Source organism: Pseudodesulfovibrio sp. JC047 (assembly GCF_010468615.1).
Taxonomy (GTDB): Bacteria; Desulfobacterota; Desulfovibrionia; order Desulfovibrionales; family Desulfovibrionaceae; genus Pseudodesulfovibrio.
On the sequence record NZ_WUEH01000010.1, the window covers coordinates 48,794 to 64,495 of the forward strand.

The following is a 15,702-nucleotide window of genomic DNA, read 5'->3' on the forward strand; positions in this document are numbered from 1 at the left end:
AGCTTAGGTCCAAGTGTTCAAGGTTAATGAATTGGTTGTGTACCCGTCTCAGGGAGTCGGTCGCGTCGAGCGTATAGAATCTCAGGAGATCGGCGGTGTTAAAGCCGACTTTTACATAGTCCGCATCTTGAGCAACAACGTGACCCTTATGGTTCCCGTGGCGAATGCGGAAAATGTCGGACTCCGGTCCGTGTGCAGCAAGCGTCTGGGACAGGAAATTTTCGAATCCCTCAATGATCGGGCCGGTTTCACCGGGTATACCGGACAGAACTGGAACCGACGGTATCGTGAATACTCCGAAAAACTGAAAAGTGGCGATCTTGCTGACGTGGCGTATGTCCTGAAAGAACTCTTTCTGATCGGTCGCGACAAGGAACTCTCTTTTGGTGAACGGCGTCTGCTTGAACAGGCAATGGGATTGGTCTCCATGGAACTGGCATACTCTGTTGGCCGCGATCAGGAAGCCATCAAAGAAGACATCAATGAGATGTTTGCCGACGTCATTGCAGCACAGGAGAAAGACGAGTAACAGGGCTTGTCAAGGCCCGCTCTTTCATGTACATCCTATTCAAGATGCCGCGTCGCGGTGTAGTTATTTTCCCACTATCATAGATTTTCTGTAAAAGACTTCAAAGACTGTGAGCACAACTTCAACGAGAGGTATGCTTTATAGTATTACCCTGTGAACCGACCATAGAGGACGGTTCTGTCTCACTCGTATACACACCCCTTTTTTCGAACAGCTCAAATACGTCTACTGAATACTTGTTTATAATACTTTTTCAACCTCAACACCCATTTTTCGATTATGGCCAATAAAAAACCTGGCAAAGACGTCAAAGGCAAAGGTCCCGCCCCTAAAAGACCCCCACGAGGCAAAAAAGTCGCCCCAAAACCCTCTGGTACTAAAAACGGGAACGGCAATGGCAACGGCGGCAGCCTGAACCTCACCGAATTAAAACTCAAGTCCATGCAGGACCTCACTGAATTGTCCATGGAATTCGGTGTTGAAAACCCAAGCACCATGCGGAAACAGGAGCTGATTTTCTCCCTGTTGCAGGAATGTGCATCCCAGGACGGACAAATCTTCGGCGAAGGTGTTCTGGAAATTCTGCCCGATGGATTCGGGTTCCTCCGCTCCCCCATGTACAGTTATATGGCCGGACCGGATGATATTTATGTCTCGCCATCCCAAATTCGTCGCTTCGGACTTCGCAAGGGGGATGTGGTTTCCGGCCAGATTCGCCCACCCAAGGAAGGAGAACGATATTTCGCTCTACTCCGCGTCTCTGAAATCGGTTTTGAAGATCCGAAACACTCAAAAAATCTCGTCCTTTTCGACAATCTGACCCCCCTCTACCCCGAAGAACAGTTCAAACTGGAAAATGGGGACAAGAATTACTCCTCCCGCATCATCGACTTATTGGCTCCCATCGGCAAGGGACAACGTGGCGTTATCGTGGCCCCACCCCGAACCGGCAAGACCATCATGCTCCAGACCATCGCCAACTCCATCAATGCCAACCACCCTGAGGTGGACCTCATTGTCCTGCTCATTGACGAGCGACCTGAGGAAGTGACGGACATGCAGCGCACGGTCAAGGCAGAAGTCGTCAGCTCCACCTTTGATGAACCTCCGCAGCGCCACGTTCAGGTTGCGGACATGGTCATCGAAAAGGCCAAACGGCTGGTGGAACGGAAACGGGATGTGGTCATCCTGCTGGATTCCATCACCCGACTCGGTCGTGCGTACAACGCCGTCACCCCGTCGAGTGGTCGCGTGTTGTCCGGTGGTATTGACGCCAACGCACTCCAACGCCCCAAACGGTTCTTCGGCGCAGCCCGAAATATCGAAGAAGGCGGATCATTGACCATCATCTCCACCGCACTCATCGACACCGGCTCCCGCATGGACGAAGTCATCTTCGAAGAATTCAAGGGCACCGGCAACATGGAACTCTATCTGGACCGTCATCTGTCCGACAAACGTGTGTACCCTGCCATTGATATCAATCGCTCCGGCACCCGCAAGGAAGAATTGTTGTTGGAACCGGATGTACTCAACCGTGTCTGGATCCTCAGAAAGTTGCTCTCGCCCATGAATTCCATCGATTCCATGGAATTCTTGCGTGGCAAGATGAAAAACACGAAAACCAATCGAGATTTCCTGGATTCCATGGCCAGATAATTCTCTTTTACAGGTCTCTCATTGGCGCGATCACCTGTGGTCGCGCCTTTTTTTCGGCAACCGGGTGCACATGGTTGCCTTGCCCGTTCAAATGATTCATTGTGAAACATGCACGACATGGAAGGACTATGACACACCGGATTTGCACACTACTGCCCGCATTCTTTGCGGCCCTCCTTTTGACCTTTACCCCCATGGTCAATGCACAGGCCAACCCCTTACTGGGCGAAAAGTTGACACTCCGCGATGAGAATAAACTTGGTCGGGAGTTCGATCAGGTCATCCGAAGCCAAATGGGCATGGTGGGTGATACGTATATTACTGATTTCGTCACCGATGTTGTCAATCGCATCGTGGACGGTAAACGCCCCATGCCCTACACGGTCAAAAGCGCGGTCATCGCCAACCCGATCATGAACGCTTTCGCCATTCCCGGCGGATTCATCTACATTTTTACCGGCCTTATTCAAGAAGTCACCACGGAAGCACAGTTGGCCGGCGTTATTTCTCACGAATTGGCACACGTTTCCCAACGCCATGTGGTTCACCGTATCGAAAAACAGAAAAAAATCGGCCTGCTTTCAACCGTTGGTGTCTTGACCGGATTGCTCCTTGGCATCGCGTCCGGAAGCGGCGATGCAGGAAAAATTGGCACTGCCATTGCCATGGGCAGCTCTGGTGCAGCGACCCAAGCCATGCTCAATTATTCTCGCGAGGATGAAAACGAAGCGGACCACGTGGGTCTCAACGCACTGGTCAAGGCGGGATACAATCCTCAGGGTATGCCCCAGATGTTCGAAATCATGCAAAAAAATAAATGGTTTGATTCCGGTTCGCACATGCCGGCATATCTTTCCACTCACCCAGGCACCGATGACCGTATTACCTATCTCAATGATCGAATTGCCCGAATGCCCAAAGAATTTTCTCAACGCACGGATGACAACACTCGATTGCACCGGGTACAGGTGCTCGTTCGTGGGCACATGTCCCCCCCTAAAAGTGCGTTGGCATATTGGAATGATAAAATGGCCACCGGCCTGACGCCCATGGAACATGCTGGTCGAGGCATTACTCTTTCCCGACTCAAAAAAATGGATGAGGCCCAAAAGGCCTTTGAAACCGCACTCGCGCAAGACAGCAACGATCCATTAATCTCCCGCGAGGCAGGCATATTCTATTTCAAGACAGGCCAGGCGGACAAGGCGTTCCCCTTGCTGCAAAAGGCCACCATCCAAAACTCCAGGGATGCCATCGGTCTGTTTTATCTTGCCCGGTTGCAAAGTGAAGCCAAACAATACCGGCAGGCGATCGCCAACATGCAAAAAGTCGAAAAACTGGTCCCGGAAGACTGGGAAGTCCATCATCATCTGGGGATGATACTTGGCGAATCCGGCGACACCTTTGGCGGCAATGTCCACCTTGCCTATGGCGGTCTTTACTCCATGAACATGCGCAAGGCAAAATTGCACGCCCAAAAGGCCACGGCACTGGCACAGACCGATGCCCAAAAAGAAACGGTCAAACAACTCGAAGAACGTATCAAGGAAAGAGCCGAACTCACAAAATAGGCCAACCTTGTGAACCGCGCCTTTTTGGCGTAGGTTGCTTTTTTTTTCAAACAGGGACACAGACTATCATGATCGTCGCAAGGACTATAGCGGAACTTCAGGACGTGGTCGGTGCGTCATGCGTGACCATCGGCAACTTTGACGGCGTCCACAAAGGACATCAGAAACTCATTGAACTGGCGTGCTCACGTGCCAAATCACAGGACCTCACCAGTGTGGTTGTCACCTTTGAGCCACACCCGCTCCGAGTTCTCCGCAATGACAAGACACCGCCGTTCATTACCCTGACCGACCAAAAAATCGATCTCATTTCCCAATACGGTCCCCAGGCCTGTCTCCTGTTGAATTTCACCATGGATATGGCCAGGCTCTCGCCCGAGGAATTCGTCAAGAAATACCTCGTGGACGGTTTGGGGATGAAAGAAATGATCATAGGGTACGACTATCATTTGGGAAAAGCTCGGGTCGGAGACTTTGAGACACTGACCCAACTCGGTGAAAAACATGGCTTTTCCGTCGATCGTCTGGACCCTGTTTCCATTGACAACGCCATTGTCAGCTCCACCCGTATCCGCGATCTCGTCCAGGCCGGAAAGGTCTGGGCTGTCCGTTCGCTGCTCGGTCGATTCTATCAAGTCAAAGGCGAAGTCGTTCATGGTATGAATCGGGGCGGCAAACTGCTCGGATTTCCCACGGCCAACCTCAAACTGGTGGATGAACTCTTTCCCAAACCCGGCGTCTATGCCGTCTGGGTCGAGGTGGATAATGTCATTCACAAGGGTGTAGCCAACATCGGCAAGAACCCGACGTTCGGTAACGATGCCCTGTCCGTGGAACCGCATATTCTCGATTTTACCGGCGATATTTATGGCGAAGATATTCAGGTCCACTTTGTCCAACGCATCCGCGATGAGAAGAAATTCAACGGACTCGACGAACTCAAGGACCGCATTGCCAAGGATATCGAGCTGGGACGCCAATTATTGTCTCAACCCGAAGCATCCATCAAACTGACGCACCCCGACGTGGGCCGCTCTGACGGATAGCCCGATGCCCCTGCAAGTCATTTCCAAGCTCATCAATTACTGGGGGGACTTCGTCAAGTCCTACCGCATGGTCACCTCATTCCGGTGGTTGACCATCGGCGTTCTGGTCGGCGTCATGTCCGGTCTGGTCGCGGTCGGTTTTTTCTGGCTCGTCGAACTCGGCAAATTCATCATCCAGAACAATCTGGCTGGTATTGCTGCCGTGGAACCAGCTGGTGAAGGGATTTTTCACGGTCCCACCGGCGAATTCCGCCCATGGATCATCCCTGTCTTCACCACTGGTACTGCCCTGCTCACTGGCTGGCTGGTCCAACGATTCATCCCGGAAACCATGAACGGCGGAACAGACGGAACCGATGCCACCATCAACGCATTTCACAATAATGGCGGCATCATCAAGGCACGAGTCGCTATCATCAAAGGACTCTGCTCTGTCCTGACCATCGCCTCCGGTGGTTCTGCTGGTCGAGAAGGACCGATCACCCAAATGGGAGCCGGCGTTGGCGCATGGCTTGCCAAGATCTTCAATTTTTCAGCCAAGGAACGCCGTCTGCTCCTGCTGTCCGGCGCGGCTGGCGGACTGGGAGCGATTTTCCGCGCTCCGTTGGGTGGCGCGCTCACAGCCGTGGAAGTCATCTACCGCGAGGACTTCGAGGCCGAAGCCATTCTGCCCGCAGTCATGAGTTCCGTAGTGTCCTATTCCATATTCACCTTTTTCTTTGGCACCGAACCGATCTTTGGCATCCCCCGATTTTCGTTCCATGACCCCCGTGAATTGATTTTCTATGCCCTGCTCGCCTTTGTCTGCGCTGCTGTTGGCTGGATGTATATCAAGACATTCTACGTCATCAAATATCACATTTTTTTCCCGCTTCGCGAAAAAATAGGCATCATCTGGTCCATGGGACTTGGTGGACTCGCCATGGGCATTCTGGGTATTGCGTATCCCTACACCGCGACCGACGGTCTGGTCACGGGCGGCATCCTGTCCGGTGGATATGGCTGGCTCGAACTGGCTATTCTCGGTCAGATTCCCGCACTCGGCATGTGTTATATCATCATCGGCAAAACCGTTGCCACATCCATCACCATCGGTTCCGGCATGTCTGGCGGCATGTTTGCTCCAGCCCTGTTCGTGGGCGGCATGTCCGGTGGATTGGTCGGCAAAGCCGGTCATCATTTCTTCCCGGATATCGTCACCCAACCCGGCGCATATATCCTTGTGGGTATGGCCGCATTTTTCGCTGGCGTTGCCAACGCTCCCATCGGCCCGCTCATCATGGTCACCGAACTGACCCAGGGCTATGGCCTGCTCGCGCCGCTCATGCTCGCTTCAGCCATGTGCATTGTCCTTGGCCGCAACTATTCGTTGTATGAACATCAGGTGGAAAACAAATTCGACTCTCCGGCCCATACCGAAGACGCGACCATCAACGTGTTGGAACAGATGCACGTCTCCGATTTCTATGATCCGGACGATGTGATCGTGTTGGAAGAAGGGACCACACTCAAGGCCCTGACTGACATTCTCGCCAACTCGGACCAACTGTACTTCCCGGTACGACGGGCGGAAAACGGCGAATATTGCGGCATGATTTCGATCCACAATGTCCGCAACTGGATGTTCGAGGAAGAGCTGCACGATCTGGTGGTGGTCCGAGACCTCATGTCCCGCCCGGTCTATGTCCGCCCGGACTACGATCTGTATCAGGCCCTACTCAGATTCGTGAACACGGACTACGGACAGATTCCAGTCGTCTCCAAAACAGACACCAATGAAATTGTTGGTCTCATCAACCGGGACAACGTGTTCAAGGCCTATGCCGAAGCTATAGCTGACGTCAAACGAGATGCGGAAAACGATTAGTCCGACGTTGAATACAGCACAAAATGCAGCGTGATTGACGCTCCCATATTTGGCGGTGACTCCACACAGAGTTCGCCGCCAAATTCTTCGTGCATGAGCCGTTTGACTCGTGTCAGCCCAAGGCCCACCCCTGACGCCTTGGTCGTGAAAAATGGATCGGTCACAAAAGTCAGATGCTCTTCCGAAATTCCCGGCCCGGCATCGGTTATCCGTAAACCATACCGACTTTCCGGTGCGTAAAACTGCTCGGAGGCCGTCATGGAATTCGCGCAGACACCCAGCCCACCCACAATCTTCACCGTCACTGCCTCGTCTTCACAAAATTCAATCGCATTGCGAAGCACTTCCGTGATCGCCACCACGGCCAGTTCCGCATCGACCTCCAATTCACCATCGGCCACCATAACCGAGCAATCCAACCGTTTCCCCAAAACGTCCGCAATATCGCGCGCCACGTTCACAGCGTTGTCAACCAGCGTCCCCACAGCCACAATCTGCCGTTCTCCAACGGTCAAAGACACATATTCACTGATAACACCGACAAGATGTTCCAAGCGCAAACTGTTTTCGCGAACAGCCTGGGCATAGTCACACAAGGGGCTGTTTGGCGACACCTTCTTAAGCAACAGTCGCGACATACCGCCCAACGTCATGATGGGATTACGAATCTGATGGGCCATGGCATTGGCAAAATTATGCAATCCTTGAACACGATCCGCCTGCGCCTGAACCACTTGGGCGGTCCGCCGATTGACCCGCTGTTCAAGGATATCATTCTGTTGCAGCAAAACCTGACGTGCCTGAATGAGTTGCAGATGCGCCCTGACACGGGCAGCCACCACCGGAGGACTGATCGGTTTGGTGGTATAATCGACCGCCCCTAACTCAAGCCCCTTGGCTTCTTTCTCGGGATCATCCAATGCCGTGACAAAGATGATCGGAATATCCCGGGTCCCCGGGTCGGCTTTCAAACGACGACAGACTTCATATCCATCCATCCCCGGCATCATCACATCCAAAAGGATGAGATCAGGGGGAGTAACGCCCCTGGCCCGTTCCAACGCCGTTGGTCCATCCGTCGCCACCATGAGATCATAGGTCGATTGCAGGACTTCGACCATGACATCAATATTTTCCGGCAGATCATCGACAATCAATATTTTTTCGCGAGGAGCCATGCCGGACAGCGTATCACGCCCTTGCCAAAGGTGAAAGCAATTCAAAAACAGAAGCCCATCACACCAAATACGACGCAATCCACGCCAAAAGACTTGCCTTTGCCGCTGGGGGTCTTATCTTTCGACTTATCATGCAGACCTGGACCGTTTCCGCCGGGCGACTCACAATTCGCCAGGGCGACATCACACCACTCGCCGTCGATGCGCTTGTCAATGCGGCCAACTCCCAATTGGCTGGTGGAGGCGGTGTGGATGGTGCCATTCACGAAGCCGCTGGTACATCCGCTCTTCAAGCAGCCTGCCAGGACATCATCGCCACTATCGGGCACCTGCCTCCCGGAGAAGCCGTCATAACCCCCGGATTCGATCTACCTGCTCAACACATAATACACACCGTCGGTCCCATCTGGCACGGCGGACATAATAACGAACCCGCGACGCTCGGCAACGCCTACCGGCACTGCCTGAAGCTCGCACACGCACACGATCTCGGAACCATCGCGTTCCCGGCCATTTCCTGCGGCGTCTATGGCTACCCAGTCAAAGACGCCGCACGCATTGCGCTGACCACGCTCAAACACGGGCTGGAAACACACATGGTCACGGAAGCAATCATGGTCCTCCATGGACGCTCCGCGTATGAAACATGGATCGCAATCGCCCAAGACGTGGTGTAACGCCTGATACAGGCAAGGAGTAAACAAGTGGAACTCAGAGGAACAACCATCGTTGCAGTCAAGGACGACAAAGGCACGGCTGTCGCCGGTGACGGACAAGTCACCCTGGGCAAGTCCATTGCCATGAAACACACGGCCCGCAAGGTACGACGCATCTTCAAAGACAAGGTGACTGTCGGCTTTGCCGGAGCCACTGCGGACGCATTCACGCTGTCCGAACGCTTTGAAACCAAATTGGAAACCTACTCCGGCAACCTGCTCAGAGCCGCCGTGGAACTGGCCAAGGACTGGCGCACCGACAAATACCTGCGTAAGCTCGAAGCCATGTTGCTGGCCGCCGACGGTGAACACATCCTGATCATCTCCGGCACCGGGGATGTCATCGAGCCGGACGACGGTGTCGCCGCCATCGGTTCCGGTGGACCATATGCCCTGTCCGCAGCCCGCGCTCTTCAACAAAACACGGATCTGCCTGCCAGCGACATCGCCCGCAAGGCCATAGAAATCGCATCCGACATATGCGTGTACACCAACAATCACATCACATTGGAAGCACAGGACAAGTAAATGAGCAACCTCACCCCCAGAGAAATCGTCTCGGAACTCGATAGATATATCATCGGCCAGAATGACGCCAAGAGAATGGTTGCCATCGCCATGCGCAACCGCTGGCGCAGGCAGCAGATCGACCCGGAACTCCGGGATGAAATCGCGCCCAAGAACATCATTCTCATGGGACCAACCGGCGTCGGCAAGACCGAAATTGCCCGCCGCCTTGCCCGGTTGACCAACTGCCCGTTTTTCAAGGTCGAAGCGACCAAATTCACCGAAGTAGGCTATGTGGGCCGCGATGTTGAATCCATGATCCGCGACCTCATGGAAATTGGTATCTCCATGGTCCGCAAGGAAGAAACCGCCAAGGTCCGCATCAAAGCGGAAAAGAACGCGGAAGAACGCCTTCTGGACCTATTGTTGCCCGGCAAGAAACCGCAAAAACAGGAACCCATGGGCTTTTTCGCAGCCAATCAGGACGGTGCGGTCGAACCGGTTGAAACCCCAAAAAAGGACGACGGCACGCGCGAAAAATTCCGGACCATGTTCCGTCAGGGGCAACTCGACGAACGCGAAGTGGAAATGGAAGTCACGATCCAGTCCGGTGCCCAGGTGGAAATCATGGCGATTCCCGGCATGGAAGACATGGGGTCCAATCTGCAAAACGCCTTTTCAAACATGTTCCCCGGCAAGCGGAAAACCCGCAAGATGAAGATCAAGGATGCGTATCAGGCCCTCATCGACGAAGAAGCGGACAAGCTCATCGACCCGGATGCAGTCAATGAACTCGCTCGTGAACGCGTCGAGCAACAGGGAATTCTCTTTGTTGACGAAATGGATAAAATCGCGACCCGCCACGATCAATCCGGGAGCGGCTCTGCGGATGTCTCCCGCGAAGGCGTGCAGCGGGACCTGCTGCCCATCGTAGAAGGCAGCGTGGTCAACACCAAGTATGGCATGGTCAAAACAGATCACATCCTTTTCATTGCCGCCGGAGCGTTCCATTTCGCCAAACCTTCGGACCTGATCCCCGAACTTCAGGGACGATTCCCCCTGCGCGAAGAACTCTCTTCCCTGCACAAGGAAGAATTCTACCGAATCCTGACAGAGCCGAAAAACGCGCTCACCGTCCAATACAAGGCCCTTCTCAAAACCGAAGGTGTCACCGTGGACTACACCCAGGAAGCCCTGGAAGAAATCTCGGCCATGGCGGAAAAGATCAACGAAGAAACAGAGAATATCGGCGCACGCCGTCTCTACACCATCATGGAAAAGATTCTGGCCACCCTCTCGTTCGAAGCCCCGGACAAATCTGGTCAGAAAGTCGTCATTGACCGCGACTATGTCACGGAACAGCTCGACCATGTGGTGGAAGATCGCGACCTGTCGCGCTACATTCTGTAAAAACTCTCGGACACACCGTCCGATCATGCTCAAAAAAACGGCCTGTGCCGGTGTTATGACAACACCGACACAGGCCGTTTTCATTGACAGCTTCGAAACAGTCTTCCCCTTCCCCGCAAACGCTTTGCCACCCACCAGCCATCTGCTATGGTCAGCCCATCTTGCCACACACGGTCATGTGCACCGCCACATGACACGACCTCGTAAATGCAAACAAGGAGAAGCCTCCATGCCATTCGTCAATATTCGAATCACCAAGGAAGGAGCGACTGCGGCCCAAAAAAAACAGCTCATCAGCGGAGTCACCGACCTGCTGTTCACTGTCTTGGGGAAAAATCCAAAAACCACTTTTGTCATCATTGACGAAGTGGATACCGACAATTGGGGGATCGGTGGCGAAGCGGTGACGGCCCTGCGAAAAGGACAGACAGAACCAAACGCCTGAATGTCCTCGTCTCCCCCGGTTTCTTAAAAAGTACCGGGGGGATAGGCGCCGTTAGCAATCCTGGAGTCGGATGGTCATGCGCACATCTGCGACCATGGCTCTTTCGTGGTTCACGAGAACAGGATTAAATTCCGCTTCCCACACCTCCGGGAGATCCAACGACATTTGCGACATGGCCATGATGATGTGTTCAAGTGCCGCAAAGTTCACGGCCTGTCCGCCTTTCAATCCCTTGAGCAACATGTAGGATTTGATCTCCCGCACGATGTCAAAAGCATCCTGCCGAGAAAGTGGTGCGAGTTTGAATGAAATATCCTTCAAAATCTCGACATAAATACCGCCCAGACCAAACATCAACATCGGCCCGAATTCTTCGTCCCGCTTGAAGCCGATAATCACTTCCTGCACGCCAGCAGGGGCCATTTCCTGAACAAGACACCCCGCAAGATACGCGTCCCGACGCATCCGCTGCGCCCTGGCCGTCATGGTCTTGAAACTCTTCAGGACTTCCTTGGCATTCCACAAATTGATCTCGACCCCGCCCACATCGGATTTATGCGAAATATCCGGCGAGGCGATCTTAAGAACCACGGGGTATCCCATGGCATCGGCTGCGGCCACGGCTTCGTCAGAGGAGCGTGCCAACACGGTTTTCGGGGTCGGCAGTCCATAGGCCTTGAGAACCTGTTGGGCTTCGAATTCGACAATCTCAGCCTGATTCCGTCGGATGTGCGCACGGACCACTTCTCGGGCCTGCTCCACATCCCGCTCAATCTGCACAAATTCGGGCGTTGAACGATTTTTCCAGAGATAATAGTCGTACATAGCCTCAATGGAATGGACGGCAGGCTCAGGGAACGCGTAACAGGGAATTCCGGCATCCATGAGCTTTTTCCGAGCAGAAGCCACCCGGGTCTTTCCCATGAAACACGCAAACACCGGCTTTCCGCATTTCCGGGCCATGTGAATCACGGCATCGGCGGTCTGGTCGATCTCGACCGACGCGGTTGGAGTCAACAAAACCAGAATGGAATGAACCATCGGATCTTCGGAAACCACGTCCAATGTCTGCCGGTATCGTGCGGCATTCGCATCACCGACGATGTCCACCGGATTATAAAAGGCCGCGTAGCTGGGCAAAAACTCCTGAAGGCGCTGAATAGTCTTTTGCGACAATGCGGCCATGCTCAGCGACGAACGATCTGCGGCATCCGCCGTGAGGATTCCCGGACCACCTGAATTGGTCACGACCGCCAGGTTCGGTCCCTTGGGTAACGGCTGGCAGGAAAAGGCCTGCGCCAAGTTGAACAATGACGCCACATCGTTCACCCGAATCACGCCGGATTGCTGAAATGCTGCCGAATAGGACTGGTCGGACCCGGCAATGGCCCCGGTATGGGAAGATGCGGCCTTGGCTCCGGCCGCCGTGGTCCCGGATTTGATCATGATAACCGGCTTGTTCAAACTGGTCGCATACGCGGCCTTGAGAAAGGACTCGCCATGTTCCACGTTCTCGATATAACCGAGAATGACTTTTGTTTCTTCGTCCTTGTTGAGAAAATAAAGCATGTCCGCTTCATCGAGAACCGCTTTGTTTCCCAAGGAAATAAATTTGGAAAATCCGACATTCGCACCCAACGCCCAATCCAGAATCGCCACGCACAACGCACCGGACTGGGAAAAAAATGCAATGGATCCCGGATTCGGATGACCGGACCCGAAAGACGCATTCACCCCATGAGCGGCATTCATCATGCCAAGGCAGTTCGGTCCGAGCAGAGCCATGTCATATTTTTCGCACAAGGCACGGATTTCCTGCTCCAGCACATGCCCGTCCTTGCCCGCTTCCTTGAATCCAGCGGTGATAACGATTGCGGATTTGGCCCCGCGTTCGCCAAGGGCTTCAATTGCAGGGACCACGAAATGCGGCGGCACGGAAATCACGGCCAAATCAAGCCCGCGAGGCAGATCGGCAATATCGGTTGTCACGGGCAATCCTTCGATCTCCCCGCCTTTGGGGTTCACCGGCAGCAACGTGCCGTGAAATCCCGCTCCAATCATATTGGTGACAATGGTATGCCCCACCTTTCCAGGCGTAGCAGACGCCCCGATCACGGCCACGGTCTCAGGGTAAAAAAACGAATGCAGATGCGTCTCACTGGTCAAATGACAGATCCTCGGCGTATGGGTTGAACAACTGGAGAAACTCGTACCCCGAACTGCCGTCAGGGACAAGGGACAAAACACTCGACCCCGTCAGACAATCCTCTCGCCGAATCTGACGGTCAACACACGACAACCACTGTCCGTCATCCGGCAAAATGCTCCCGAGGTGGACCTGCCCTCTACTTTTTCTTTTTCTTGGCAGCGGCCTTTGCTTTCTCTTTTGCATCAATGGTCTGAGATGCAGCCGCCGCGACCTGGGCGCGCTCTTCATCAGACAGTTCAACACCGTCGGGAATCTGCACCGATACACGGGGACGCGCGAACTCGATACCGGCTTCCGCAAAGTGCTTGCGCATCTTGGCCAAGACCAATTTCCGCAAGGTAAATTGCCCACCGGGCTTGGTCATGAACTTGACCCGCATCCGCATCCCGTATTCTTCCATGGCCTTGACGCCCTGGCTCTTGATATCTCCAAGCATCACTTTGTTCAATTCCGGGACCGCACGAACTTCCTTGTTGATCTTCTTGATAATTTTTTTGACCTGCTGAATATCCGTGTCAAAAGGCACCAGATATTGCAATTTCATGACTGCCCAATCTCTGGTGTTGTTCTTGACGAGCTTCATGGAACCAAACGGAATGGTATACAAAAATCCGAGATGATGGCGCAATTTCAATGAGCGTACCGAGATTTCCTCGACCGTTCCCATGGCACCGCTGGTCTCGATGTAGTCACCGACTCGAAACGCATCGTCGGTCAAGAAGAATATCCCGGAAATGATATCCTTGACCAACGTCTGCGCGCCAAAACCAATGGCAATACCAAAGACCGACGCCCCGGCGATCAGCGGCCCGATGTCCACGCCCAATGACGACAGGATAATCAGCACCGTGATGACCAACAAGGCTCCAAAAATAAATTTCTTCAACAACTGCAACAAGGTCGCAAAACGATCTCCACCGGGACCGCCGCCTTCATGACCGCCTCCAGCACCCTGATCCGCGGCCTTTGCTGTGAGCTTGCGCTCGATCGTTCGACTGATGAAAACCCAGACAATATAGGCAAGGACCAACGTGATAAGTGTATTGAACGAGGCCCGGACAGTGGCTCGACCAAAATCGAAATCGATACCCCACACATGAAGTAATCCAAAAACAAATCCGGCCAGCAGAATGAAGCGGAATCCCTTGCTCAAGAAAGTCTGAAATCGAGTGGCATGTTTTTCAATCAACCCGACGGGTTCACCGGCATCGGCCGCGTCTTCAACGCCATCCTCCGCCTGATCGGGAATGGCCGGTCCTGCAATGTCTGCGGCAAACGAAACCAATCGCTGCGTGGCCCAATCAAAAATAAGATAAAGAGGCACCGCGAGCAATGTCATGATACCGGGCACCATGGCCTTGGTCCCGAAAATCATCAGCCCCAAAACCCAAAACACCCAAAAGCCCAACACATAGGCGATGGCCGCCACATGCCAGAACCCGGCAAACTGATATCCCAACGACCCGGGCGTATTTCGCGCTTGAAGGGCTAGGGCAACAGGCCGACTGTTCCACAAAATGAGCAGAACCAAGACAAAGACAACCGTCAACCCACACAATGTGGACACGAGCAGAAGCAGGGCCTCGCTGCCCCCTTCAAGCCGAAGAAGCGTGGTCAAAAGCAGACCGAGGGCGATAATCCGTCCGATCCAGAGAATCCATTTATAGAGATACTGCGCAGTCTGATCGGTGAGGGGCAGATATCTGAGCGCGGGGGCCTTGGGAGCGAGAATGAATCGGGCCACCAGTTTGACCATTTCCAAAAAGACAATGGCAGCGAGCCATGCGATCACCACCGGCTTGCTGGCCGCCCCTTCGCTGAAAAGGATCAGATATCCGGCAAAAACCACGGCCAGAATCAATATGATTCCGAACGCATCCAACAAGGCGCGCATGAACAGCCGTCCCATGCAGGTATACCACAACGCATCCGGCGGAGTGATCTCAAAACTTTCCCGAATCTTCACGGTTTTCTTGCGAAAAATAAACATGGCCACGAGCCAGAGACCCGTCAAAACGAGCAGGGCCAGCAGCAGTTTTCCCACGGTCAAGGAATCATCCCCGCCGAGAATATTCTTCACCTTTTCCGGCAATTCTCTGGGCGCAGTTGCCGCCCCGGAAAACAGATATTCAAAACGGTCACGTAAAAAGGAACTCGCTTTTCGCAGACGCTGGACCAAACCAGCCAGGCCGGTTTCCTTTTTGGGAGTGGCCATGACAGCCGCTTCTTTTTTCAATTCCTGAATGAGCACGGCCCGAACCTGCTCATCGCTGAGAGAAGCCATAATTTCCCGAAGCTGTTCCGGGGTGGCGTCCGGCGGAATGGCAAGACTCTCGATCGTTTCAGGAGCCGGTGATTCCGTCACATTCGCAGCAAAAACAGGACACGCAAAAAACACGACAAGCAACAGACCGACCACACACCTTGACCATCGAATACGCATAGACCCCTCACATTGATGACATGTCTCAACAGTACACTCATAGACACATACCAAGTTCACAGGATAATTGTAAACGCAAAAGAGCGTCGGCCATCGGTTCAGAATTTTCAGACAAAGTTTTT

At 53.6% G+C, this 15,702-nt stretch carries 12 protein-coding genes; 9 read left to right on the forward strand and 3 right to left on the reverse strand.

The genetic code is table 11. From position 1 onward, the window contains the following. Positions 1-13 precede the first annotated feature (13 nt). The 5 genes from GO013_RS08280 (at position 14) to GO013_RS08300 (ending at position 6,672) form a co-directional block, all read left to right on the forward strand. Positions 14-529, forward strand: coding sequence for a CarD family transcriptional regulator (locus tag GO013_RS08280; protein ID WP_163810035.1), 516 nt, complete (start codon positions 14-16; stop codon positions 527-529). A gap of 411 nt (positions 530-940) precedes the next feature. Beyond that, the gene (rho, locus tag GO013_RS08285) at positions 941-2,188 is read left to right on the forward strand and encodes a transcription termination factor Rho (protein ID WP_275406345.1); all 1,248 of its coding nucleotides are present in this window, start codon (positions 941-943) and stop codon (positions 2,186-2,188) included. A 128-nt stretch (positions 2,189-2,316) separates the two neighbouring features. Continuing rightward, positions 2,317-3,759, forward strand: a complete 1,443-nt coding sequence (locus GO013_RS08290) for a M48 family metallopeptidase (RefSeq protein ID WP_163810039.1) — start codon at positions 2,317-2,319, stop codon at positions 3,757-3,759. Between the two features lie 68 nt (positions 3,760-3,827). Continuing rightward, positions 3,828-4,805 (forward strand): bifunctional riboflavin kinase/FAD synthetase, encoded by a 978-nt coding sequence (locus GO013_RS08295; RefSeq protein WP_163810041.1) that lies wholly within the window; start codon positions 3,828-3,830, stop codon positions 4,803-4,805. A 4-nt stretch (positions 4,806-4,809) separates the two neighbouring features. Next, entirely contained in the window at positions 4,810-6,672 is a 1,863-nt protein-coding gene (locus tag GO013_RS08300) for a chloride channel protein (RefSeq protein ID WP_163810043.1), read from the forward strand. Here the strand turns inward: GO013_RS08300 and GO013_RS08305 are convergent. Then, a complete protein-coding gene (locus GO013_RS08305; RefSeq protein ID WP_163810045.1) occupies positions 6,669-7,850 on the reverse strand; it encodes a hybrid sensor histidine kinase/response regulator in 1,182 nt (393 codons plus the stop codon). The genes GO013_RS08300 and GO013_RS08305 overlap by 4 nt on opposite strands. A gap of 131 nt (positions 7,851-7,981) precedes the next feature. Here GO013_RS08305 and GO013_RS08310 point away from each other — a divergent pair, with 131 nt between their 5' ends. From GO013_RS08310 to GO013_RS17530, 4 genes are all read left to right on the forward strand, one after another. Beyond that, the gene (locus GO013_RS08310) at positions 7,982-8,527 is read left to right on the forward strand and encodes a macro domain-containing protein (RefSeq protein WP_203529463.1); all 546 of its coding nucleotides are present in this window, start codon (positions 7,982-7,984) and stop codon (positions 8,525-8,527) included. Between the two features lie 27 nt (positions 8,528-8,554). Next, a complete protein-coding gene (gene hslV / locus GO013_RS08315) occupies positions 8,555-9,094 on the forward strand; it encodes an ATP-dependent protease subunit HslV (protein WP_163810047.1) in 540 nt (179 codons plus the stop codon). After that, positions 9,095-10,483 carry an ATP-dependent protease ATPase subunit HslU gene (gene hslU, locus GO013_RS08320; protein WP_163810049.1) on the forward strand — a complete coding sequence of 463 codons (1,389 nt, stop codon included), beginning with the start codon at positions 9,095-9,097 and terminating at the stop codon, positions 10,481-10,483. It abuts the gene before it with no gap. Between the two features lie 229 nt (positions 10,484-10,712). Beyond that, positions 10,713-10,928 carry a 4-oxalocrotonate tautomerase family protein gene (locus GO013_RS17530; RefSeq protein ID WP_239057794.1) on the forward strand — a complete coding sequence of 72 codons (216 nt, stop codon included), beginning with the start codon at positions 10,713-10,715 and terminating at the stop codon, positions 10,926-10,928. Between the two features lie 51 nt (positions 10,929-10,979). On the opposite strand, the gene acs is transcribed toward GO013_RS17530, so the two are convergent. Both acs and GO013_RS08335 read right to left on the reverse strand, forming a co-directional pair. Continuing rightward, positions 10,980-13,094 carry an acetate--CoA ligase alpha subunit gene (gene acs, locus GO013_RS08330; protein WP_163810050.1) on the reverse strand — a complete coding sequence of 705 codons (2,115 nt, stop codon included), beginning with the start codon at positions 13,092-13,094 and terminating at the stop codon, positions 10,980-10,982. A gap of 179 nt (positions 13,095-13,273) precedes the next feature. Next, complete coding sequence (locus GO013_RS08335) at positions 13,274-15,580, reverse strand: mechanosensitive ion channel family protein (RefSeq protein WP_163810053.1); 2,307 nt, start codon at positions 15,578-15,580, stop codon at positions 13,274-13,276. Positions 15,581-15,702 lie beyond the last annotated feature (122 nt).

Coding starts and splice junctions, on each gene's coding strand:
- GO013_RS08300 (WP_163810043.1), top strand. CDS start 4,810: ATGCCCCTGCAAGTCATTTCCAAGCTCATCAATTACTGGGGGGACTTC.
- GO013_RS08310 (WP_203529463.1), top strand. CDS start 7,982: ATGCAGACCTGGACCGTTTCCGCCGGGCGACTCACAATTCGCCAGGGC.
- GO013_RS08305 (WP_163810045.1), bottom strand. CDS start 7,850: ATGGCTCCTCGCGAAAAAATATTGATTGTCGATGATCTGCCGGAAAAT.
- GO013_RS08295 (WP_163810041.1), top strand. CDS start 3,828: ATGATCGTCGCAAGGACTATAGCGGAACTTCAGGACGTGGTCGGTGCG.
- GO013_RS08290 (WP_163810039.1), top strand. CDS start 2,317: ATGACACACCGGATTTGCACACTACTGCCCGCATTCTTTGCGGCCCTC.
- GO013_RS08335 (WP_163810053.1), bottom strand. CDS start 15,580: ATGCGTATTCGATGGTCAAGGTGTGTGGTCGGTCTGTTGCTTGTCGTG.
- GO013_RS17530 (WP_239057794.1), top strand. CDS start 10,713: ATGCCATTCGTCAATATTCGAATCACCAAGGAAGGAGCGACTGCGGCC.
- hslU (WP_163810049.1), top strand. CDS start 9,095: ATGAGCAACCTCACCCCCAGAGAAATCGTCTCGGAACTCGATAGATAT.